Genomic DNA, 22,932 nt, shown 5'->3' with positions numbered 1-22,932 from the left:
GCCCGGCAGTGGTGCCGACCCTGATAATTCAACCAGCCGATGCGGGATCGACGGGGTAATGCAATTCATGCCATGTATGCCGGTCGCCATCATGTCATCGAGTTGGCGGTACGATAGCGACCCTCATAATCAAAAATTTTCTCTTTTATCTGCCAGAAGCGACCCGATTTGCGGGCGATGACAAAATCCGGATGACGGAACTGGCTTTGCGCGGCCAGCACGCTCGCCAGGGTGGCAAATTCGGGCTCCAGCCCCGGGGCGGGCCAATGATGACGCACAAAGTGCTGTTGAAACAAGCGCCGTGCGCCCGGGGAGTGAAATCCGAAGTATTCACTGAGGGTCAGCCCATCCTCATCGTGGTAGGTCACCTCCAGCCGCTCCCCCTGTTTGCCGCGCCCGGCTGTGAGGGTTAGCCCCGCACAGCGGATCACCATGCAATCCTTGAGATTGAGCGCCTCTTTGAGCTTGTCGTCAGGGTCGACCAGCAGCTGATCGCAGCTCTGGCAGCGGCGGGCGGCGATGTCGTTCTCCGCACCGCAGCCGGGGCAGATCTTGGCGCGAAAGCGGTAGTCGCACTCCTCGCGGTTGCCCTCATCATCTTCGAACAGCCCCTGACAGCGGCGACCGTAGTGCTCGATCACCTTGCCATCCTCGTCGGTCTTGCCCCAGAAGGTGTTGGCAAAACCGCAGGCGGGGCAGGGCACCTGTACCGGTTCGGTACCGGCGTGGGGGCGAGGCTCCCCCACTTCGGGGGCAAACAGGTTGAAGTTGTTGCCGGCGTAGTCGAGCACCAGACAATCCTCCTTGCCCGGCGAGAGGCGCAGGCCCCGCCCGACGATCTGCTGATAGAGCGAGACCGACTCGGTGGGCCTGAGCATCACGATAAGATCGACATGGGGGGCATCGAAGCCGGTGGTGAGCACCGCCACGTTGACCAGAAACTTGAGCTCCCGCGCCTTGAAGGCGCTGATAAGGGCATCGCGCTCCGGCCCCGGCGTCTCGCCGGTGATAAGGGCCGCCAGCTGGCCTCTGGCGCCAAGCAGGCCGTGGATTTCACGGGCATGTTCGACGGTAGCGGCGAAGATCATCACCCCCTGCCGGTCGGCGGCATACTCCAGTACCTGACTCAGGATATGGGGTGTAACCCGCTCCTGCCGCTTGAGCTCGCCGTTGAGTTCCGCCTCGCTAAAGAGGCCGTTCTCCCGCGCCACCAACTTGCTGAAGTCGTAGTGAACGATGGGGGCATCCACCATGCGCGGCGGCGTCAGGTAGCCGTTTTTGACCATAAAGCGCAGTGGCAGCTCGAACACGCAGTCGCCAAACAGCCGCTCGCCGTGGCTTTTGACCATGCCGTGGTAGTGGCGCCGGTAGATCCAGCCCAGCCCGAGGCGATAGGGGGTGGCGGTTAGGCCGAGGATCTTGAGGGCCGGATTGGCGGCCTTGAGATGGTCGATCACCTGATGGTACTGGCTGTCGTCATCGAGCGAGACCCGATGGCACTCGTCGATGATGAGCAGCGAAAACGCCCCGTCGAAGGCATCCAGATTACGGGCGACCGACTGAACCGAGCCGAATACCACCTGGGCGCTCGCCTCCTTGCGATCCAGGCCGGCAGCGAAGATATCGGCTTTGAGCCCCCACGCTTCGTACTTGCCGTGGTTTTGCTCCACCAGCTCCTTGACGTGGGCCAGCACTAGCACCCGACCGCGCGCTTTGCGGGCCAGTTCGGCGATCACCAGACTCTTGCCGGCCCCGGTGGGCAGCACCACCACGGCGGGATCCGGATGTTTGCGAAAGTGGTTGATCACGGCGTTGACGGCGTCGGTCTGATAGGGTCTGAGAACGAACATGCAGGTTTGGCGCAGGGGCTTGGCAGGATGGCGCCATTATAGGGATCTTGCCGCCAAAAAACAGCGGGCCGGCATGATGCCGGCCCGTTGAATACATTGCGTGCTTAGTGGAAGGGGAAGAGGTAGTTCATCCAGCTTGCCATGCGCAGCAGCACTTTGCGCATTACAGAAACATGGTGGAAATACTCGGTATAGACAGCAGCCTGCCCGCTTGCACCCGCGATTACCTGATACTTGGCCCACTCGGGGTCGGTGATGGAGATGAGCACCGGCATGCGGCCCGGGCGGATAGCGCTGGTCTGGTCCAGCAGCATAGCGTTGGCCTGCACGTTGCCGGCGGCGATGGCCGGGATCACGGCGGTCACCTTGCCTTTGAAGATCTTGCCGGGGATGCCGTCAATCACCACTTCGGCCTCGTCACCCACCGCCAGACGCTGCATGCTGTTCTGCCAGAACCAGCCGACATAGGCGGTCTCATCCTTGTGGATGAAGGTCATCACCGGACGATACATGAAGGGGGTGGCGATCATGCCTGGACGCAGGGCGAGCTGCACCACATGGCCATCGCTCGGGGCATAGACCACGGTCTGAGCCAGCTGGTATTTGGCTTCATCGAGCTGGGCCTGCAGATCTTCCAGCGTGGCGCGTTGCTGATCCATCTGGGCGGCGATCTCGTCTACGCTCGCCTGGGTCACGTCGAGGTCACGCTGTTTGCCGACGCCACGACGCATCAGGTCACTGGCGCGATCTCTGTCCAGTTTGGCGGAGCGTAGTCTGGCGTCAATGGACTTGAGTTGATCCTTGTTGGCATCAAGCCGGGCGCTCAGGCTCTCCACTTTCAGTCTGAAAGGCTCGTCATCGAGGCGAAACAGCACATCGCCCTTCTTCACCGGCTGGTTGGCTTGCACCGGCACCTCGACTACCCGGCCCTTGACCAGCGGTACGATAGGGGTGGAGAGGTAGTAGTTGCGCGCCATCTCGGAGTAGGGGTGGTTGTAGTTCATCAGCATGATGAGGGTGCCGATGAGCACCACACCACCCAGCGCGGCAGTCGGAACAGTCCACTTGTTGAGCGGGATGCGGAAGATTTTGAAAATGGCTACACAGAGTGCCGTATAGGTCAGGATCAGTAGCAGGTCCATGATTTATCCCTGTTGCTCTTGCTGTTCGATATGGTTGAGACGGCCCTTCAGTTCAGCCAGCTCTTCTCTGAGGGCCGCGATATCATCTTCATCTTTTTGCAGGCGCTGGTTAAAGCCCCAGCCGCGATCGGGGCGATAGATGGTTGCCCAGATCCAGAGGAAAGGCCACAACACATGCAGCGTAAACAGGCTGACCCAGCCGGCAACATGGATGGCATCCTGATGGGGATGATTGCGATGTTTGGCGATTTCGTAAGGAATATCGTGGATCACGATGATTCCGTAGAAGATGACCAGCGCGACAAAGACGAGCAGGCCAAGGGCAAAGTAATCAAGGAACATGTATAACCTCCACTGGCTTTAAGCACAGCTTTATCATTGATTCATATATTCGGGAAAGCAATTGAAAATCACATATTTATCGTCAGGCCGCACGGAATCTTAAGGGCTTGTGCTGTATAGGAGCTTAAGGGAATAACGAGTTGTTTTATTGGTTTTTTTATCAATTTAAAAGGGGCCTTTTGGCCCCTTTTTTACCACCTCAAGTCAGACATCACCCTTCACTGGGATTGCTAACCAGTGGTTGGCGGAACTTCATCAGGAAGGCCACGGTAATGGCCGCCGTTGCAGTCAGGCCGATAATGGTGGAGGTCCCCATCTCCAGCCCGAACCCGATGGGGGCGTTGGCCAGATAGGTGGTCACGACAGCAGTCATGAACATGGCGGGAATGGTGCAGATCCAGTGCAGCTTGCCCTCTTTGATGAGGTAGGCAGCCGCAGCCCACAGCATGATGACGGCGGTGGTCTGGTTGGCCCAGCCGAAGTAGCGCCAGATCACCCCGAATTCAGCCTTGGAGATGATGAAGCCAAGGATAAACATGGGGATGGCGATCAGCAGACGCTTGGCCAGCGGCTTCTGGGTCATCTTCAGGAAGTCCGCCACGATCAGGCGAGCACTGCGAAACGCGGTGTCACCAGAGGTGATGGGCAGGATCACCACGCCGAGGATGGCCAGAATGCCGCCCACGGTGCCGAGCAGGCTGGTGGAGACTTCGTGCACCACGGCTGCCGGACCGCCGTTGGCCATGGTAGCGTTGAGCGCTTCGGTGCTGTCGTAGAAGGAGAGACCCAGGGTGCACCAGATAAGGGCGATGATCCCTTCACCGATCATTGCACCGTAGAAAATGAAGCGGCCGGATTTTTCGTTCTGCATGCAGCGCGCCATCAGCGGTGACTGGGTGGCGTGGAAGCCTGATACCGCGCCACAGGCGATGGTGATGAAGAGAAGCGGCCACAGTGGCAGTTCGGTCGGGTGCAGGTTGGAGAAGTCCATCCCGGTATTGTAGAAGCCTTTGCCGGAGGCGATCAGGCCAACGATGAGGCCGACCGACATGAAGACCAGCAGGGCGCCGAAGATGGGGTAGAAGCGGCCGATGATCTTGTCGATGGGGACTATGGTCGCGAGGATGTAGTAGGCAAAGATTGCCACGATCCAGTAGACCAGATCGGTGGAGGTGAGGTTGGCGAGCAGCCCTGCCGGGCTCAGCACGAATACCACGCCCACCAGCATCAGCAGCACCACGGCAAACAGGTTCATGAAGTGCTTGGCGGCGGTGCCCAGATGCTCACCGACCACGGTTGGCACCGAGGCACCCTTGGCGCGTACCGACAGCATGCCGGAGAAGTAGTCATGTACCGCACCTGCGAAGATGCAGCCAAAGACGATCCAGAGCATGGCGACGGGGCCGTAGAGGGCACCCAGGATGGGGCCGAAGATGGGGCCGACACCTGCGATGTTGAGCAGTTGAACCAGATAGACTTTCTTGTCCGACATCGGGACATAGTCCACCCCGTCAGCCATGGTGATGGCGGGGGTTTTCAGCTCGGGTTTCGGGCTGAATATCCGTTCGATGAATTTGCCGTATATGAAGTAGCCGGCCACAAGTAAGCCGACACAGAGGAAGAACCAGATCATTGCTACGCTCCTGCATTGTTATTTTTTAGTGTGCAGAGCGAGTCTAAAACGGTTGCGCCTGACTGGCAGGTGAAACTCCCCGAGCGGCGCTTTGACGCGCCGAACGGTCGGCAGCTGTGATCAGGCGCACACTCCGCGGCTCAGTCCAGCCCCAGCTGATCTTTGAGCTCCTTGAGATAGCGACGACTGACCGGCACCCGGGCGCCGCTCGGGGTGACAATCTCTGCCAGCTGGTTATCCAGCAGCCGGATCTCGAAGATGGCGTTGGGGGAGACCAGATACTGGCGGTGGCAGCGCAGCAGCGGGCTCTTCTCCTCCAGCGATTTGAGGGTGAGCTGGGTGTGGAACAGCTCGCCCTGGCAGGCCACATGGACCCCGCCCAGATCGGAGAAGGCATACTCCACCTGCGCGATGGGCAGCAGCCTGACCCGATTGTGCAGATAGCCCGGAATATGTTCGATGGTGGGGGCCAGCCGATCTATGGGCTGTGGGGAGATATCCTGCTTGAGGCGAGCGAGGGTCTTGGCGAGCCGGGCGGGCTCCACCGGTTTGAGCAGGTAGTCGAAGGCGTTCTCTTCAAAGGCCTGAATAGCATACTCGTCAAAGGCGGTGACAAAGACGATGCGGGGCTGGGGGTCGAGCATGGCGACCAGCTCCATGCCGCTCAGCTTGGGCATCTGGATATCGAGGAACACCACATCGGGCTTGAGGCGCTGAATAAGCGGCAGCGCCTCGATGGCGTTGGCCGCTTCCCCCACGATCTCGATGGCAGGATCGCAGGCTAGCTGCTGCCTCAGCTCTTCGCGAGCGTAGTGTTCGTCATCGACTATCAGGGTGCGGATCATGGTAGCTCCTTGGGGATGGTGAACGAGACCCGGGTCCACTGTTCCGGCTCGCAGGCAATAGTCACGCCATAGCGCTCGCCAAAGGCGCTTTTCAGTCGCCGATCGACAATGGTCATGCCCAGACCGTCGCCAGCGGGGGGCGCTTGCCAGGTGCCTGCATTATCTTCCACATGGATGGTGACGCTGGTGGGATGCTCTTCGGTCCAGAGACGAATGCGCCCCTGCTCCAGCAGGGTCGAGACGCCGTGCTTGATGGCATTCTCGATCAGCGGTTGCAGGGTGAAGCTGGGCAGTCGCAGTGTGGCCAGATGGGGCGGGATCTCGTTTATCACCGTCAGCCGATCGCCAAAGCGGGCTAGCTCGATCTCCAGATAGGATTGGCAGTGCTCCTGCTCCTCCAGCAGCGTCGCAAGGCCGCTCTGGCGTTTTAGGTTCTTGCGAAAGAACAGTGAAAGATGCAGCAGCAGATCTCGCGCCTTGTCCGGATCGCGCCGGGTGATGGCACTGATGGTGTTGAGGGTGTTGAACAGAAAGTGGGGGTTGATCTGGGCCTGGATAAGTTTCAACTCGGACTGCACCAGCAGCCGCTGATGCTGCTCCAGCCGACCGGCCAGCAACTGCTGTGACAGCAGGTTGGCAATCCCTTCCCCCAGGGTGTGGTTGATCTTGAGAAACAGCCGCTTCTTCGGTTCGTAGAGCTTGATTGTGCCGATCACTCCCTTGTCCCCCTGCAGCGGGATCACCAGCACCGAACCCAGCTGGCATGCGGGGGAGAGGCTGCAGCGATAGGGTTGGCTGTTGCCATCGGCAAACAGCACCTTGTTTTGGGCGATGGCCTGCATGGTGATGGCTGATGCAATGGGGGTGCCCGGCAGATGATGATCTTCGCCGGTGCCGATAAAGGCGAGGATCTGCTTGGTGTCCGTGATGGCGACCGCCCCAACGCCGGTCTCCTCCTGAATGATGCGGGCAATCTTGTTGCTCGCCTCCGGGGTAAAGCCCTGACTCATGATCCCCACTGTGCGATTGGCGATATTGAGTGCCTTGGCGGAGAAGACCCGGGAGAACTTCTCATACATCCGCTGCTGGTCGCGGATCATGCTGATAAAGAGCGCCGCGCCGCAGGAGTTGGCCAGAATCATCGGGGTGGCGATGGTGCGCACCAGCAGCAGGGATTTGTCGAACGGGGTCGCCACCAGCAGGATGATGACCATCTGCATTATCTCGGCATAGAGAGTGGTAAAGAAGGCGATGCGTGGTTCAAACAGGGCATCCGTTCGCCCCGAGCGCATCAGTCGCCAGTGCACTATGCCCCCGAGCAACCCCTCGCAGGTGGTGGAGATGGCACAGGCGAGATCGGTAAATCCCCCCAGCGTATAGCGGTGCAGACCGCCGGTCAGCCCCACCAGAAAGCCCACCAGCGGCCCCCCCAGTAAGCCCCCCAAGACGGCGCCGACCGCCCGGGTGTTGGCGATGGCATCGTCGATATCGAGGCCCACATAGGTACCGAGGATACAAAAGCTGGAAAAGATGATGTATATCAGTATCTTGTGAGGTAGTCTCACTGAATAGTTGGCAAGCGGGCGCAGCAGCGGGCTTTTCGAGAAGAGATAGGCGATCACCAGGCTGACGCTCATCTGTTGCAGCAAGGAGAGGACCAACTGCATAAAAAACGCTCCTCATAAGCCAGCTGAAAAAATAGCCAGCCCGTGAATAAGTGTGATCAGGATCTTGTTCTGTTGGCCCAACTGGGCGCAACGGGCCGTCAGTTTGCCAGAACAAGTGGATAAAACCATATTAAATCAGCATGTTAAATTGATATTTGTGTAAGCGGCAGCGGGTTGATATTGATGGATGGAGCATGAATGTATCCGCTGGATACGCCACACGGAGGTGGCATGCTCCGCCCGGCCCCTTGGCTGGGCGTTTTTTATACATGGTCAGTTGGCAACCTTCTGATGGGGGTTTGAGCAATTATTCCGGTTTGTCCAATGAGTTATCCCCAGCTTCTGGGGATAACTCAGAATGCAAAGTAGTAGCAGAAGCGGCGGGTCAGGTTGAAGAACTGCCGTTGTCCCTCATCGAGCTCTTCCTGTTTGATAAAAGCAGTGATGGTGCGTTCATCTTCCCGCAGATCGATCATGGCGACGGCTTCCGGCCGCTGGGCCTTGATATAGGGCAGGATCTTCGGCTTGAGGGGCATGGTGGGTTCGGTGGAGAGCACCAACGCAATGCTCTCGTCGGAAAGTTTCACCAGTGAACCCGGCGGATAGACCCCCAGCACCTTGACCAGCAACTTGACCAGATTCTGGTCGAACTTTTTCTGGGATAACTTGTAGAGTTGGCTGATGGCCTGACTCGGCGCGGCCGGGTTGCCGCTGTTGCGGGGATGGAGCAGCTCGTCGTAGAAGTCGACCAGCCCGATCAATCGCGCCAGCGGCGGGATCTCCCCGCCCTTGATCCCGAGCGGATAACCGCTGCCGTCGAGCCGCTCGTGGTGCAGATGGGCGACCTGACGGATTTTCGGTTCAAAGGCGTTGAGCTGGGTCAGCATCTCCAGCCCGTACTGGGGATGCATATTGAGGAAGTTCTGCTCGGCCTTGTTTAGATCCCCCCGTTTTTGAGTGATCTGGCTCGGGATTTTCAGTTCGCCGATGTCGTGGATAAGTCCAGCAAGCCCCGTCTCTTCCAGTTCTATAGGATTCATCCCCAATTCGCGGGCCATCAGCATGGCAATAAAAGCCACATTGAGGCTGTGTTGCAACAGGATATCAGTGTGGGGGCTGCGAATAAGGTGGAGCCCGAGAGGCCCTTCATGCTGACTGAGGGTGAAGGCGGCATTACGGACGATCTGGGCGGTGTTGGCCAGTCCCTCATCCGGTTTGAGGTTGAGTGCCCCGAGTGCATCGCGCAGCTCGCTCATGGATTGGCCAAAGGCTTTGTCGGCGGCGCGCATGGAGCGGCGAAAGGCCTTTTCGTCAAAGGGGGGCGGGCCCGAGGCAATCAGCTCTTCCAGCTCATCAAGATCAGGCCCGGCATCCGGGATATCGCCGCGCAGCAGCGGCTCGATGGGCAGATCGCTCTTGTCGGGGTCGACCATCAGCAGGGTGAGATCAAGATGACGGAGAATGTCGAGTTGCTGCTGATCCTTGATCTTGAAGGTATTGAACATAAACGGGTGGTTAGTCCATCCCGTGGGGAGATGGATATAGTGGCCTACTCTCAATTGCTCTATCGAGGCTTGGATCAGTGCCATCGGTTAACCTGCATTTCGTGAATGCCTACTCAACAAGCTAGCAAAATCCGATGGATAGACAACTAAAAATCCATTTCGGGGCCGCGGAGCGCCCCGTGCTGTGATGGGGCGCACGAGCGCCGTGCTTCTCCTCTTAATTCGCGCTTAAGTTTTACTTCCTACGCTGGCCCCGTCGTTTTTGTTGGCTTGGCCGGCCCGCTGCAGTGCAGGCCGGTATGTAGGAGTTGTTTATGCGTGTAACTCTCGGTGTACTGCAGACCAATCTGTTGCTGGTGCTCTTTTTCGCCCTGGTACTGAACTGGCCAATCTTTTTGCATTTCTATACGGTGCTCAGCGCCCTGACCCATGTCAAAGCCGGATTTGCCATCTCGATCCCGCTGGTGCTGATCGCGGCGCTCAATGCCGTGTTTATTCCCTTCACGTTCCGGTTTGTGCTCAAGCCCTTTTTTACCGTGCTCATTTTGACTGGCTCCATCGTCAGCTACGCCATGCTCAAATACGGCGTCATCTTTGATGCAGGCATGATCCAGAACATAGTGGAGACCAACAGTGGTGAGGCCGGGGCCTATTTGAATGGCTCGGTTGCACTCTGGTTTCTGCTGACCGGGCTGTTGCCTGTTCTGGGGCTCTGGTCACTGCGGATCCGCTATCCGGCTCGCTGGTATCAGGGGGGGGCGTTGCGGGCTGGTGCACTGGCTATCTCTCTGCTGTTTATCGGGGGCGTCGCGTCACTTTACTATCAGGATTACGCCTCGGTCGGGCGCAACAACAAGTCTCTGGCCAAAGAGATTGTGCCCGCCAACTATGTGCACGGCCTCTACAAATATGGGCGGGATGTGCTGTTTGCCACGCCGATCCCCTACCAGCATCTGGGGACAGATGCCAGGGTGGTGGCCCGGGGAAGCAAGCCGACTTTGATGTTCCTGGTGGTGGGGGAGACGGCGCGCAGCCAGAACTACTCCCTTAACGGGTATGGCAAGGCGACCAACAGCTTCACGGCCAAAGAGCAGGGGGTGGTGTCGTTCAGGGATGTGCGCTCCTGCGGCACGGCCACCGCCGTCTCGGTGCCCTGCATGTTCTCCAACCTCACGCGCCGCGGCTACGATGACCAGCTTGCCAGCTCCCGTGACGGCCTGCTCGATGTGCTGCAACATGCTGGAGTCTCGGTGTTGTGGAAAGAGAACGATGGCGGTTGCAAAGGGGTGTGCCGCAATGTGCCGACCATCGAGATCCTCCCCAAATCCTATCCTGCGCTCTGTCAGGGGGAGTCCTGTTATGATGAGGTGCTGCTGGAGGGGCTGGATCAGCAGATTGCCGGCATGAAGGGCAACAAGCTGGTGGCCTTTCATCTGATGGGCAGCCATGGCCCGACCTATTTCCGTCGTTATCCTGCCAGCGAGCGCGCCTTTATGCCGGACTGCCCGCGTAGCGACATTGAAAACTGCAGCAACGAAGAGCTGGTCAACACCTATGACAACACCATCCGTTACACCGACAAGGTGGTGGGGCTGCTGATAGACAAGCTCAAGTCGCTGGAGAGCCAGTACGATGTGGGACTGGTCTATCTCTCCGATCACGGTGAATCCCTCGGGGCTATGGGGCTCTATCTGCACGGCACGCCCTACAAGTTTGCGCCGGATGATCAGACCCGGGTGCCGCTGCTGACCTGGTTCTCGCCCCAGTTGCAGGCCGATCGCCAGCTGGATATGGGTTGCCTGGCGGCGGAGGCGAGCAGCCAGCGCTTCTCCCATGACAACCTCTTTCACTCCATGCTGGGGATCATGGATGTGCAGACCCGTGTTTACGACAACAAGCTGGATCTGTTCAGGCCATGTCGGGCGGGCTAAACCGCCAGCAGGCACACAATAGAAAACGGCAGCCACTGGCTGCCGTTTTGTTATCTCGCAAGATCAGTGTCTTACTTCTGCTCCATGATGATCTGCAGCAGATCTCCCTCCAGCAGGGCGCGCTTGACCAGTGCAAAGCCGCCATAGGTCGGCTGGTTCTGGAAGCGGGCTTTCACGATGGGCAGGCCACGGTGGAAGCTCGGCAGGGATTGATGCTCGACGCAGCGACGGATGGCCGGGAAGAGGATCTCTTCGGCGGCGGTGATTTCGCCGGCGATCAGCACCTTTTGCGGGTTAAAGAGGTTGACCGTGATGGCTACCGCCCGTCCCAGATGTTCGCCGACGTTCTCGATGACGCTGCGAGCCAGTTCGTCGCCCGCCAGCGCCGCCTTGCACACCTCCTGAATGGTGATGTGCTTCTCCTGCAGCGAGCTCTGGTGGCCGCGGCTGATAAGCTCCTTCACCTTGTCGATGATCGCTTCGTTGGAGGCGATGGTCTCGAGGCAGCCGAAGTTGCCACAGTGACAGCGCTTGCCGAGCGGCTCGACCTGGATATGGCCGATCTCGCCGACGTTGCGGTTCTGGCCGAGGAACACCTGACCCTTGGTAATGATCCCGGAGCCCGTTCCCTGGTGGACACTCACCAGAATGGAGTCCATGCAGTCGCGGGACTCGCCGAAGAAGTGTTCGGCCAGTGCCAGAGAGCGGGTGTCGTTGCCCACGTAGCAGGGGAGGTTGAAGTGGTTCTCAAGCAGCTTCGCCAATCCCAGATTGCGGATCTGGTACTTGGGGGTGTAGATGACCATGCCGGATTCCGGGTTGACCAGACCCGGCATGGTCAGCGCGATGCTGATGAGGTTGCGACAACGTTCGCGGTTGGCATCGATAAAGGCGCCAATCTCTCGCAGCAGCATGTCGACCACGGGTTGCTGGTCGATCTCGGCCACCTGAATGACGTGCTGGTCGAGCTCCTTGCCATCGAGGTCATAGAGACTCAGTTGCAGGTAGCCGCGGCCCAGCTTGGCAGAGACAAACTGAAAGCGATGTTTGATGGTGGTCAGGGAGATGGCACGCCGCCCGCCGGTTGAGGCTTGCGGAGAGGTCTCCTTGATCAGGCCATGCTCGATCAGTTGCCGGGTTATTTTGGTCACGCTGGCCGGGGCCAGCTGACTCAACTCGGCAATCTTGACCCGGGAGATGGGGCCTTGCAGGTCGATGAGCCGATACACGGCTGCACTGTTGACCTGCTTGATAAGATCTACGTTTGCTATTTGTCCGCCAGTCATGATGTCACTGTTGTGTGTAGTGTCCGTTAACCACGGTCCCACGGACCGTGAAGTCCTGATCGAAGACAGTGAGGTTGGCTACTTTACCGACCTGGATACTACCGAGACGTGAGTCCCATCCAATGGCGCGAGCGGGGTAGAGGCTGGCCATTCTCAGTGCTTCATCGAGCGGTAATCCGACCTGCTTGACCAGATTTTCCACCCCCTCAATCATGGTGAGGGAGGAACCGCCGAGTGTACCATTCTCGTCGACACACTGACCATCGCGTAAAAAGACGGTGGTGCCACAAAAATCAAATTTCTCAAAGCCTTCCGGCGCTCCGGCTGCCGCGGTGGCATCGGTGACCAGCACCAGTCTCTCCCCCAGCGCCTTGTGAGCCAGACGCACGTTGGCCCAGTGCACATGGTGCCCATCGACGATGATGCCCGCATAGACATCCTTGCGATCGTAAATGGCCCCCACGACGCCCGGCTCGCGACCGTTGAGGGTCGGGGTCATGGCGTTGTAGAGGTGGGTCGCAAAGCGAATACCGTTATCGAACCCGGCCATGGCCTGATCGTAACTGGCGGCAGTGTGACCGGCCGAGACCAGAATGCCCGCTTCCACCAGACGGCGGATATGGGCCGGCTCGTTGCGCTCCGGTGCCAGGGTGATTTTGGTGATGGTATCCGCGTTGGCGCAGAAGAAGTCGATCATCTCGTCCGCTGGCTGGCGAATTTGCGCGGCAGGGTGGATCCCCTTGCGCTTGAGGTTGGTGTAAGGCCCTTCCAGATGGACGCCTAGCACCTCGTTGGGGTGTGCAGCCATGTAGTCACGGGTCACCGCAACGGCCTGCTTCATGTCGGCATCCGGACTGGTGATCAGGGTCGGTAGGAAGCTGGTGGTACCGGATTTGAGGTTGGCCGCCTGCATGGTTGCCAGGGTCTCGACCGTGATCTCGGTGTTGAACATCACACCGCCACAGCCGTTGAGCTGCACGTCGATAAAACCGGCAGTCAGGTTGGCGCCTTTGAGGTCAATCAGCTCGATGCCTGCAGGCAGTTCGGCCAGGTGAGAGATGGCGACAATCTTGTCGCCCTCGATAAGCACCCCGTAGCCGGTCAGCACGCAGCTGCCAGTGTAGAGGGTGCAGTTGGTCAATGCGTACATGACGACTCCTTACAGACGGCCGATGTTGGCGGCTTCCAGCTGCTGGAAGTAGCGAACGGTCTTGACCTTGAGCTCCATGGTGGAGGGCTCGTCGCACACCATCATTCCCTTCGGATGCAGTTGCAGGGTGGAGATGGTCCACATGTGGTTGACGCTGCCTTCCACGGCGGCCTGCAGGGCCAGTGCCTTGCCGTGACCGGTAACCAGGATCATGATCTCTTCCGCATCCATCAGGGTGCCGACACCCACGGTCAGGGCCAGTTTGGGCACCTGCTCCATGTCGCCACCGAAGAAGCGGGAGTTGGCGATACGGGTGTCTTCGGTCAGGGTCTTGACCCGGGTGCGGGAGGAGAGGGAAGAGGCCGGCTCGTTGAATGCGATGTGGCCGTCGTTACCCACGCCACCCATGAACAGGTGGATCTTGCCGTAGGACTTGATCTTGTCTTCGTAGCGCTTGCACTCGGTCACCAGATCCTCGGCATTGCCGTTGAGGATGTTGATGTTCTCGGGACGAATGTCGATGTGGCTGAAGAAGTTGTTGTGCATGAAGCTGTGGTAGCTCTCCGGGTGATCTTCCGGCAGGCCGACGTACTCGTCCATGTTGAAGGTAACCACGTTCTGGAAGCTCACTTCACCGGCTTTGTGCAACTCGATCAGGCGCTTGTAGGTGTTGAGCGGGGTGCCACCGGTGGGCAGGCCCAGTACGAAAGGGCGATCGCTGGTCGGCTTGAACGCGTTGATGCGGTCAACGATGTAACGAGCAGACCACAGGCCTACTTGGCTGGCAGATTTCAACGGGATCAGGCGCATATGGGATACCTCTGTGTCGGGTTGCGACCGGTTTGGCGGTGGCAATTGGCTAAGACGGATTCAAGTTGTTTTATAGCGTAAATAAAGATTGCGAACTAAGCCACATCTATCCACCACCTTTATCTTGTTTGGGTGATAACGATCACGATTATCGGTTTATTAATTTGCGCAGCGAAATAAAAGCCCTAGACTGCCAATCAAGCCTTGATGGCTTATGCGTCAAACGTGATAAGCACTTAATTTCTAGAAAAACATTAACTAAGGAGAGGAACCGTGAACATTCTCGGTTATTTGCAAAAGATCGGCCGTGCCCTGATGGTGCCGGTAGCGGTATTGCCTGCCGCAGCGATCCTGATGGGGGTTGGCTACTGGATTGACCCGAATGGTTGGGGTGGTGACAGTGCGCTGGCTGCCTTCCTGATTAAAGCGGGCGCAGCCATTATCGATAACATGTCCGTACTGTTCGCAGTCGGTGTCGCTTACGGTATGTCCAAGGATAAAGACGGTTCTGCTGCGCTGGCAGGTCTGGTCGGCTTCCTGGTCGTTACCACCTTGCTGAGCCCGGGCGCTGTGGCCCAGATCAAGAGCATCCCGGTGGAGCAGGTTCCTGCCGCGTTTGCCAAGATCAGCAACCAGTTCGTGGGTATCCTGTGTGGTGTTATCGCCGCTGAGCTGTACAACCGCTTCAGCAGCGTCGAGCTGCACAAGGCACTCTCCTTCTTCTCCGGTCGTCGTCTGGTACCGATCGTAACCTCCGTGGTGATGATCGTCGTATCTTTCATCCTGATGGCCGTATGGCCGGCAATCTACGGTGGTCTGGTCTCCTTCGGTGAGTCCATCGTGAGCCTGGGCTCTACCGGTGCCGGTATCTACGCCTTCTTCAACCGTCTGCTGATCCCGATCGGTCTGCACCACGCCCTGAACTCCGTGTTCTGGTTCAACGTGGCCGGTATCAACGACATCCCGAACTTCCTGGGTGGTCAGGCTACCATCGATGCCGCTCTGGCCGCTGGCAAGAGCCTGGAGCAGGTGAAAGGCGTGGTCGGTATGTATCAGGCTGGCTTCTTCCCCATCATGATGTTCGGTCTGCCGGGTGCCGCTCTGGCCATCTACCACTCCGCCAAGAAAGAGAACAAAGAGAAAGTTGCTTCCATCATGATCGCAGCTGCCTTTGCCTCCTTCTTCACCGGTGTTACCGAGCCGCTCGAGTTCTCCTTCATGTTCGTGGCGCCGGTACTGTATGTCATCCACGCCGTACTGACCGGTATCTCCGTGTTCATCGCTGCCTCCATGCAGTGGATGGCCGGTTTCGGTTTCAGTGCCGGTCTGGTGGATATGGTGCTCTCCAGCCGTAACCCGCTGGCGACCAACTGGTACATGCTGATCCCTCAAGGTCTGGTCTTCTTCGGCCTCTACTACACCGTGTTCCGCGTAGTGATTGCCAAGCTGAACCTGAAAACCCCGGGTCGTGAAGATGACGAAGATACTGCTCCGGCTGCCGCTCAATCTACCAACCGTACCGAGCTGGCCAAGCAATACCTGGAAGTGCTGGGTGGTCAAGAGAACCTGGTCTCCATCGATGCCTGCATCACCCGTCTGCGTCTGACTCTGAAAGACCGCAGCATCGTCGATGAGCGCAAGCTGAAAGCCCTGGGTGCGGCCGGTGTGGTCAAACTCGGTGAGCAGAACCTGCAGGTGATTCTGGGCCCATTGGCCGAAATCATCGCCGGTGAGATGAAAGCCCTGCGTTAATCGAGCGACTCGCTCACCTCAAGTCTAAGTCCATTGTTGACATAACTAAGGGCCCCGCTCAGGGGCCCCATATAAAAAAGCCAAGAAAATCCAACCTTTACTTCAAATGAGAGCAGCAGTTATGAACTTGAAACATTCTCTGTTAGCCATTGCCATGTCTACCGTTTTTGTCAGCCAGGTCCAGGCAGCCGATGCCGCCAAGCAGGCTGTGGTCGACTCCCTCGCCAACAACCTGGTGGTCAAGTATGAAGTGGTCACCAACGACGGTGCCGGTGCCGGCCTCGATTGCCAGGCGCTCGGTTCCGAGTGGGCGAGCTGTGGCGTTGCCAAGCTGCACCTGACCAATACCGGTGCGGACGTCACCTCCAAAGACTGGAGCATCTACGTCTCCTCCATCCGTCGTATCCAGCGTGTGGATAACGACCAGTTCACCATCACTCACCTGACCGGCGATCTCTATCGTTTGACGCCAACCGAGAAGTTCCAGGGCTTTGCCAAGAATGCCACGGTCGAAGTGCCGCTGGTGGTGGAATACTGGGTACTGTTCGAATCTGACATCATGCCGAATTGGTATGTCGCCAGCGAAGGTGCCGAGCCGAAAGTACTGGCCAGCATGAGCAACATCAATGATGCCAGCACCTACGAGAAGCCTATGCCGGCCGATGGCTGGAAGCGTACCAAGGATGACAAGAACATCCTGATGAACAGCGAGACCCGTTTCGCGGCCAACCAGACCAGCACCCTGCTGCCGGCTGGCAAGATTGACAACCAGATCCTGCCGACCCCGATGAAGCAGGTAGTCAAAGCTGGCCCGCAGGTTGACTTCTCCACCATCAAACTCAATGCCCTGGACTTGCCGAGCGATCGCGCCGAGGCCCTGAAGGCTCAACTGACCAAGCTGGGTGTTACCCTCTCCGACACCGGCTACCCGGTGACCATCAAGCTCGGCAGCAAGCTCAAGCAGGCTGAAGGCTATGACATGACCATCGGTCAGAAGGGCACAGTGATCCAGGGGCGCGACATCGATGGGGCATTCTGGGGTGCACAATCCCTGATCTCCCTGCTGGGTGTTGATGACAAGCTGGTGAGCCCGATGACCGTCGAGGATGCGCCGCGCTTTGAATACCGTGGCATGCAGACCGACGTGGCCCGCCACTTCCGCAGTCTGGATACCATGAAGAAGCTGGTTGACCAGATGTCTGCCATGAAGCTCAACGTGCTGCACCTTGGCCTGACCAACGATGAAGGCTGGCGTCTGGAGATCCCGGGTCTGCCGGAGCTGACCCAGGTCGGTAGCCAGCGTTGCCACGACGAGTCCGAAACCAAGTGCCTGATGCCGCAACTGGGTTCCGGCCCGACCAGCGACAACCAGGGTTCCGGTTTCTACAGCAAGTCTGACTACGTGGACTTGGTGCGTTATGCCAAGGCCCGCGGTGTGACCGTGATCCCCGAGATCAACATGCCGGCCCACGCTCGTGCTGCCGTGGTCTCCATGGAAGCGCGCTACAAGCGTCTGATGGCGGAAGGCAAAGAAGCGGAGGCCAACCAGTTCCGTCTGACTGATCCGGCTGACACCTCCAACGTCACCTCCGTCCAGTTCTACGACAAGATGTCCTTCATCAACCCTTGCCAGCCAGGTGCTGCCACCTTCGTGGCCAAGGTAATGGATGAAGTTGCCCAGATGCATCAGGCCGCCGGTCAGCCGCTGACCGCATGGCACTACGGTGGTGATGAGGCGAAGAACATCATGCAGGGCGGTGGCTATCAGGATCCGGCCGTCACCAAGAAAGAAGAGCTGGTCGCCTGGAAAGGCAACGTCGACTCCAGCAAGCAGGACAAGCCGTTTGGCAAGTCCCCGATGTGCCAGAAGATGATCGATGAAGGCAAGATCAAGGAAGTGGGCGAGCTGCCGGTTTACTTTGCCAAGGAAGTGGGCCAGATGGTCAAAGACCGCGGCTTCTCTACCCTGCAGGCGTGGGAAGATGGTCTGAAGTACGCCAGCGGTGCCAAGGACTTCGCCACCGACAACACCCGTGTCAACTTCTGGGAAACCCTCTACTGGGGTGGCTTCAACGAAGCGATGAAGTGGGCCCACAAGGGTTACCAAGTGGTGCTGTCCAACCCGGATTACCTCTACTTCGACTTCCCGAACGAAGTACACCCGGCCGAGCGTGGCTACTACTGGGCAACCCGTTTCAACGACACGCGCAAGGTGTTTGCCTTCGCCCCGGAAAACCTGCCGCAGAACGCCGAGACCTCGGTTGACCGCGATGGCAACGCCTTCGTGGCCAAGGGTGACCAGGATCCGGTCAAGTTCAAGGGGATCTCCGGTCAGCAGTGGAGTGAAACCGTGCGTACCGATGCTCAGTATGAGTACATGGTCTACCCGCGTATCTTCTCCGTGGCCGAGCGTGCCTGGCACAAAGGTGGCTTCGAGCTGAACTATGTGAAGGGTCGTGAGTTCTCCGGCGAGACCAAGTTCGTCAACAAGGCCACCCTCAACAAAGAGTGGAACCAGTTTGCCAACGTACTGGGTCAGCGCGTGCTGCCGAAACTGGATCAGGCCGGTGTTGAATACCGCCTCTCCGTACCGGGTGCCAAGGTAGTGAACGGTGTGCTGGAAGCGAACGTGGATCTGCCGGGTCTGCCCATCCAGTACAGCCTGGACGGTACCAACTGGAGTGCCTATGACGCCGCGGCCAAGCCGAGCGTGAACGGCAAGGTCTACCTGCGTACCACCAGCTTCGATGGCAAACGCACCAGCCGTGTCACCGAACTGAACTGATAGCAGTCAACCGTTAACATGAGGTGGGTCGCAAGACCCGCCTTTCCCAAGGGCGATGGCGTATCGGGTTTGGGAAAGGTTGACTGTGCGTGTGAGCCTTTGTTGTGTGTAATTGTCTGTTTTGTGTTTTTCATCACTTTCAGCCCCGCCTCGTGCGGGGCTTTTTTATGCATTTGGTGTGCAATGTGCCAAGCCATGCCGTTTTTAGCGGCGCAATGGCCGGGAAATGGCCCGGAAGTGCCAAATTCAGGTTGAGACAGCGCCCGTAATAAGGGATCATACCCGGCTTGACGGCGGGGGGATGAGGGTGCCAGCCGGCACAACTTCCGCCAGTGACGCTTTTTTGAGGTGAGCCATGAGTCAGGCGAACAGCCCAACTAACTTTATTCGTCAGATCATTGATGAAGATCTGGCCAGCGGTAAGCACAGCAGCGTGCATACCCGTTTTCCGCCCGAGCCGAACGGTTATCTCCATATCGGCCACGCCAAATCCATCTGCCTGAACTTCGGCATCGCCCGCGACTATCAGGGCCAGTGCAACCTGCGTTTCGATGACACCAACCCGGTGAAGGAAGATATCGAGTACGTAGAGTCCATCAAGCAGGACGTACAGTGGCTCGGCTTCCAGTGGAACGGCGAGATCTGCTACTCCTCCGACTATTTCGACAAGCTGCACGGCTACGCCATCGAGCTGATTGAAAAGGGTCTGGCCTATGTGGACGAGCTGACGCCCGAGCAGATGCGCGAGTACCGTGGCACCCTGACTGAAGCCGGCAAGAACAGTCCGTTCCGCGATCGCAGCGTGGAAGAGAACCTGGCGCTGTTTGCCAAGATGAAGAACGGCGAGTTCGCCGAAGGCACCGCCTGCCTGCGCGCCAAGATCGACATGGCATCCCCCTTCATGGTGATGCGTGATCCGGTTATCTACCGCATCAAGTTTGCCCACCACCACCAGACCGGTGACAAGTGGTGCATCTACCCGATGTATGACTTCACCCACTGCATCTCGGACGCGCTGGAAGGGATCACCCACTCCATCTGTACCCTGGAGTTCCAGGACAACCGTCGTCTGTACGACTGGGTGCTGGACAACATCACCATCGACTGCCACCCCCGTCAGTACGAGTTCTCTCGTCTGAACCTCGAATACACCGTCATGTCCAAGCGCAAGCTGAACCTGCTGGTGACCGAGAAGCACGTCGATGGTTGGGATGACCCGCGCATGCTGACCGTCTCCGGTCTGCGTCGTCGTGGTTACACCCCGGCCTCCATCCGCGAGTTCTGCAAGCGCATCGGCGTCACCAAGCAGGACAACATCGTCGAGATGAGCATGCTGGAAGCCTGCATCCGTGAAGACCTCAACGAGCATGCACCGCGCGCCATGGCCGTGCTGCATCCGGTGAAGGTGGTCATCGAGAACCTGGCTGCCGACGAAGTGCTGACTGCCCCGGCCCACCCGAGCAATGCCGAGATGGGTACCCGCGAGCTGAATTTCACCCGCGAGATCTTCATCGATGAAGCGGACTTCAAAGAAGAGGCGAACAAGCAGTTCAAGCGTCTGGTGCTGGGCAAGGAAGTGCGTCTGCGCAATGCCTATGTGATCAAGGCCGAGCGCATCGAGAAAGATGCCGATGGCAAGGTCACCTGCATCTACTGCTCCTACGACCCCGAGACCCTGGGCAAGGATCCGGCCGATGGCCGCAAGGTGAAAGGGGTGATCCACTGGGTCAGCGCCACTCACTCCCTGCCAGCGGAAGTGCGTCTCTACGACCGTCTGTTCAAGGTGCCGAACCCGGGCGCCGAGGATGACTTCGAAGCTGCGCTGAACCCGGAATCTCTGGTGATCATCGAGGGGGCCCGTGTCGAGGCTTCCCTGAAGAACGCCAAGCCGGAGCAGGCTTACCAGTTCGAGCGTGAAGGTTATTTCTGCGCCGACAACAAGCTCTCCAGCCCGGAGCATCTGGTGTTCAACCGCACCGTTGCCCTGCGCGACTCCTGGGGCAAAGTCGAAGGCTAAGCCGATGGGGCAGGGGAGACCCTGCCCTGTGTGCTGCCAATGGCCTGCGCCGGACAATAAAAAAGCCAGCATCAGCTGGCTTTTTTATTGTCCGTTATCTGCAAGTCGCGGCCGACTTATTCGTCGTGCTTGCACTCACCTGTTGCACAGTGACCGTAGAGGTAGAGGCTGTGGTTGGTGAGACGGATATTGAATTTCTTGGCGATCTCGCGCTGACGCTGTTCGATCACTTCGTCGGAGAACTCGATCACCTTGCCGCAGTCGAGGCAAACCAGGTGGTCGTGATGCTCCTGAGTGGCCAGCTCGAATACCGACTTGCCACCTTCGAAGTGGTGACGGGTAACGATACCGGCATCATCAAACTGGTTGAGAACGCGATAGACGGTAGCGAGACCAATCTCTTCACCCAGGTCGATCAGTCGTTTATAGAGATCTTCGGCGCTGGTGTGCTGGCAGTCCGGCTGTTGCAGGATTTCCAGGATTTTGACCCGGGGCAAGGTGATCTTGAGCCCGGCCTTTTTTAACGCTTGGTTGTTGTCTGCCATATTCTACTTATTCGCATTCTCGAAGGTGGGGTTATTCTGATGGACTGCCGCAGGAATGGCAACCTTGAACTCGCTTGGCCTGTCATTATAGGTCGTAGCCTCCCTAAAAATAAACCCAGCAATTCAAGGGGTTTAGCCATAAAGGGCCGGTTGGATTGAAATAATCAATCGTGTCGTCCGACTTGCTGGCATGGCAGATGTTGATAAGATGTAACTTTCATATTCTGGTCGGATGAGATCCATGGATTGGCTTTTTGACAATGCGGCCTGGGTGCGCCGCGCACTCAATGCCTGGCCCCCCTTCTGGGGCGCCGGTATCAAGATAGAGACCCTGAGCGATGACTTTCGTTATTGCCGGGTGACCCTGAAATCCCGCTGGTGGAACAAGAATGCCAACCGCACCCAGTTTGGCGGCAGTATGTTTGCCATGACAGACCCCATCTATCCACTGATGCTGATGGGCTACTTCAAGAATCGCTACTACGTCTGGGACAAGGCGGGCAGCATCAACTACATCAAGCCGGGCAAGGGCAAGCTGGTGGCCGAGTTCAACCTGACCGAGGGCAAGCTGGCCGAAATCGTGGCGGCGACTGAAGGTGGCAACAAGCACTTCCCCGAATTCGAGGTAACGGTACAGGACAAGAGCGGCGAGCTGGTGGCGCAGGTCAAGCGCACCCTCTATGTGCGAGCTAAACCGGAGCACAGAGGTGAATAACAGGGAAGAATAAAGGCAGGCATCGCAACAAGCAGATACAACAAGGGCCCCGTCGGGGCCCTTGTTGTCAGAGGTATGAGGGGAAGCGGATTACTCCAGCTCGCCCAGGCACATCTCTTCGTGCAGCTGCTTGCACCAGCCCTTGACGCGCTCGGCGGTCAGCTCCGGCTGGCGATCTTCATCGATACCCAGACCGACAAAGTGCTTGTCATCGACCAGTGCCTTGGAGGCTTCGAACTCGTAGCCGGCAGTCGGCCAGTGACCGATGATTATGGCGCCTTTGGCTTCGACGATGTCGCGCAGGGTGCCCATGGCGTCGAGGAAGTACTCGGAATAGTCTTCCTGATCACCGCAACCGAAGATGGCGACCAGCTTGTTGGTGAAGTCGATTTCGCCCAGATCGGGGAAGAAGTCGTCCCAGTCGGCCTGGGCTTCGCCGTAGTACCAAGTCGGGATGCCGAACATCAGCAGATCAAAGCTCTCGATGTCGGCCTTGCTGCTCTTGGCGATGTCACGGACTTCAATCAGGTTTTTGCCCAGCTCTTTCTGGATCATCTTGGCGACAGCTTCGGTGTTACCGGTATCGCTGCCAAAAAACAGACCTACACTTGCCATAGTGTTTAGTTACCCGTATTTGGTGTTAATGCTCAACGCTCAGACTGCAATGTCCACCGCAAAGGCGGACTCAATCTGTTGTTTCAGGATAGATTGGATCAGCTCGGCTCGGCTGATGTTCTGTTGTAACGCAAGTTGGTTCAGGCGCTCCAGCAACTCGGCCTCCACCTTTAACTCTACCCGCTTCAGCCCATTTTCCCGATCGCGCTTAAGCTGGTTACGCTTGTTGATCTTGAGCTGGGTCTCGCGGGGGAGTGGATTGGTCTTTGGCCTGCCGGGGCGCTTCTCATTTGCGAACAGATCCAGTGTTGTTCGATCAGTTTGCTGTTTGGCCATACATCA

At 58.1% G+C, this 22,932-nt stretch carries 18 protein-coding genes; 5 read left to right on the top strand and 13 right to left on the bottom strand.

Translation table 11 applies throughout. The annotated features are described in order from the left end of the window. Positions 1–89: 89 nt before the first annotated feature. From AB5Z05_RS02875 to AB5Z05_RS02845, 7 genes are all read right to left on the bottom strand, one after another. Positions 90–1,850: a DEAD/DEAH box helicase gene (locus AB5Z05_RS02875; RefSeq protein WP_368150059.1), complete on the bottom strand. Its 1,761-nt coding sequence runs from the start codon at positions 1,848–1,850 to the stop codon at positions 90–92. A gap of 104 nt (positions 1,851–1,954) precedes the next feature. Next, positions 1,955–2,992: an HlyD family secretion protein gene (locus AB5Z05_RS02870; RefSeq protein ID WP_019445440.1), complete on the bottom strand. Its 1,038-nt coding sequence runs from the start codon at positions 2,990–2,992 to the stop codon at positions 1,955–1,957. Between the two features lie 3 nt (positions 2,993–2,995). Next, complete coding sequence (locus tag AB5Z05_RS02865) at positions 2,996–3,334, bottom strand: DUF3302 domain-containing protein (RefSeq protein WP_005344404.1); 339 nt, start codon at positions 3,332–3,334, stop codon at positions 2,996–2,998. Positions 3,335–3,545: 211 nt separating this feature from the next. Further along, on the bottom strand, positions 3,546–4,967 hold the full coding sequence (locus AB5Z05_RS02860) for a carbon starvation protein A (RefSeq protein ID WP_368150058.1): 1,422 nt from the start codon (positions 4,965–4,967) through the stop codon (positions 3,546–3,548). Between the two features lie 140 nt (positions 4,968–5,107). Continuing rightward, positions 5,108–5,812: a two-component system response regulator BtsR gene (gene btsR / locus AB5Z05_RS02855; protein WP_368150057.1), complete on the bottom strand. Its 705-nt coding sequence runs from the start codon at positions 5,810–5,812 to the stop codon at positions 5,108–5,110. Beyond that, the gene (locus AB5Z05_RS02850; RefSeq protein WP_368150056.1) at positions 5,809–7,479 is read right to left on the bottom strand and encodes a LytS/YhcK type 5TM receptor domain-containing protein; all 1,671 of its coding nucleotides are present in this window, start codon (positions 7,477–7,479) and stop codon (positions 5,809–5,811) included. Before AB5Z05_RS02850 ends, btsR begins: the two co-directional genes overlap by 4 nt. Before the next feature lie 353 nt (positions 7,480–7,832). Continuing rightward, the gene (locus tag AB5Z05_RS02845; protein ID WP_005359389.1) at positions 7,833–9,068 is read right to left on the bottom strand and encodes an HD-GYP domain-containing protein; all 1,236 of its coding nucleotides are present in this window, start codon (positions 9,066–9,068) and stop codon (positions 7,833–7,835) included. A 230-nt stretch (positions 9,069–9,298) separates the two neighbouring features. Between AB5Z05_RS02845 and AB5Z05_RS02840 the strand changes: the two genes are divergently transcribed. After that, positions 9,299–10,915 carry a phosphoethanolamine transferase gene (locus tag AB5Z05_RS02840; RefSeq protein WP_368150055.1) on the top strand — a complete coding sequence of 539 codons (1,617 nt, stop codon included), beginning with the start codon at positions 9,299–9,301 and terminating at the stop codon, positions 10,913–10,915. Between the two features lie 71 nt (positions 10,916–10,986). Here the strand turns inward: AB5Z05_RS02840 and AB5Z05_RS02835 are convergent, their stop codons facing one another. From AB5Z05_RS02835 to nagB, 3 genes are read right to left on the bottom strand one after another with little or no spacing between them, the layout of a single operon-like run. Continuing rightward, positions 10,987–12,201, bottom strand: a complete 1,215-nt coding sequence (locus AB5Z05_RS02835; RefSeq protein WP_368150054.1) for an ROK family protein — start codon at positions 12,199–12,201, stop codon at positions 10,987–10,989. Between the two features lie 4 nt (positions 12,202–12,205). Then, the gene (gene nagA / locus AB5Z05_RS02830; RefSeq protein WP_368150053.1) at positions 12,206–13,351 is read right to left on the bottom strand and encodes an N-acetylglucosamine-6-phosphate deacetylase; all 1,146 of its coding nucleotides are present in this window, start codon (positions 13,349–13,351) and stop codon (positions 12,206–12,208) included. Between the two features lie 9 nt (positions 13,352–13,360). Next, entirely contained in the window at positions 13,361–14,161 is an 801-nt protein-coding gene (gene nagB, locus AB5Z05_RS02825; RefSeq protein WP_368150052.1) for a glucosamine-6-phosphate deaminase, read from the bottom strand. A 273-nt stretch (positions 14,162–14,434) separates the two neighbouring features. On the opposite strand from nagB, the gene nagE reads away from it, so the two are divergent. The 3 genes from nagE (at position 14,435) to glnS (ending at position 20,715) form a co-directional block, all read left to right on the top strand. Next, entirely contained in the window at positions 14,435–15,913 is a 1,479-nt protein-coding gene (gene nagE / locus AB5Z05_RS02820) for an N-acetylglucosamine-specific PTS transporter subunit IIBC (RefSeq protein ID WP_021231106.1), read from the top strand. Positions 15,914–16,034: 121 nt separating this feature from the next. Beyond that, positions 16,035–18,698, top strand: a complete 2,664-nt coding sequence (locus tag AB5Z05_RS02815; protein ID WP_368150051.1) for a beta-N-acetylhexosaminidase — start codon at positions 16,035–16,037, stop codon at positions 18,696–18,698. A gap of 355 nt (positions 18,699–19,053) precedes the next feature. Further along, positions 19,054–20,715 carry a glutamine--tRNA ligase gene (gene glnS, locus AB5Z05_RS02810; protein WP_005334302.1) on the top strand — a complete coding sequence of 554 codons (1,662 nt, stop codon included), beginning with the start codon at positions 19,054–19,056 and terminating at the stop codon, positions 20,713–20,715. 116 nt (positions 20,716–20,831) lie between these two features. On the opposite strand, the gene fur is transcribed toward glnS, so the two are convergent. Beyond that, entirely contained in the window at positions 20,832–21,260 is a 429-nt protein-coding gene (gene fur / locus AB5Z05_RS02805; protein WP_005334301.1) for a ferric iron uptake transcriptional regulator, read from the bottom strand. A 241-nt stretch (positions 21,261–21,501) separates the two neighbouring features. Between fur and AB5Z05_RS02800 the strand changes: the two genes are divergently transcribed. Beyond that, positions 21,502–21,975 carry a DUF4442 domain-containing protein gene (locus tag AB5Z05_RS02800; RefSeq protein WP_005334300.1) on the top strand — a complete coding sequence of 158 codons (474 nt, stop codon included), beginning with the start codon at positions 21,502–21,504 and terminating at the stop codon, positions 21,973–21,975. A 90-nt stretch (positions 21,976–22,065) separates the two neighbouring features. On the opposite strand, the gene fldA is transcribed toward AB5Z05_RS02800, so the two are convergent. After that, positions 22,066–22,590 carry a flavodoxin FldA gene (gene fldA, locus AB5Z05_RS02795; protein WP_005334298.1) on the bottom strand — a complete coding sequence of 175 codons (525 nt, stop codon included), beginning with the start codon at positions 22,588–22,590 and terminating at the stop codon, positions 22,066–22,068. Between the two features lie 39 nt (positions 22,591–22,629). Further along, the gene (ybfE, locus tag AB5Z05_RS02790; protein ID WP_005334297.1) at positions 22,630–22,926 is read right to left on the bottom strand and encodes a LexA regulated protein; all 297 of its coding nucleotides are present in this window, start codon (positions 22,924–22,926) and stop codon (positions 22,630–22,632) included. Between the last annotated feature and the right edge of the window lie 6 nt (positions 22,927–22,932).

The organism is Aeromonas sp. R2-4, from assembly GCF_040908365.1.
Taxonomy (GTDB): Bacteria; Pseudomonadota; Gammaproteobacteria; order Enterobacterales; family Aeromonadaceae; genus Aeromonas; species Aeromonas veronii.
The sequence above is the reverse complement of the archived record's forward strand: the minus strand, read 5'-3'. Positions and strand labels throughout refer to the sequence as shown.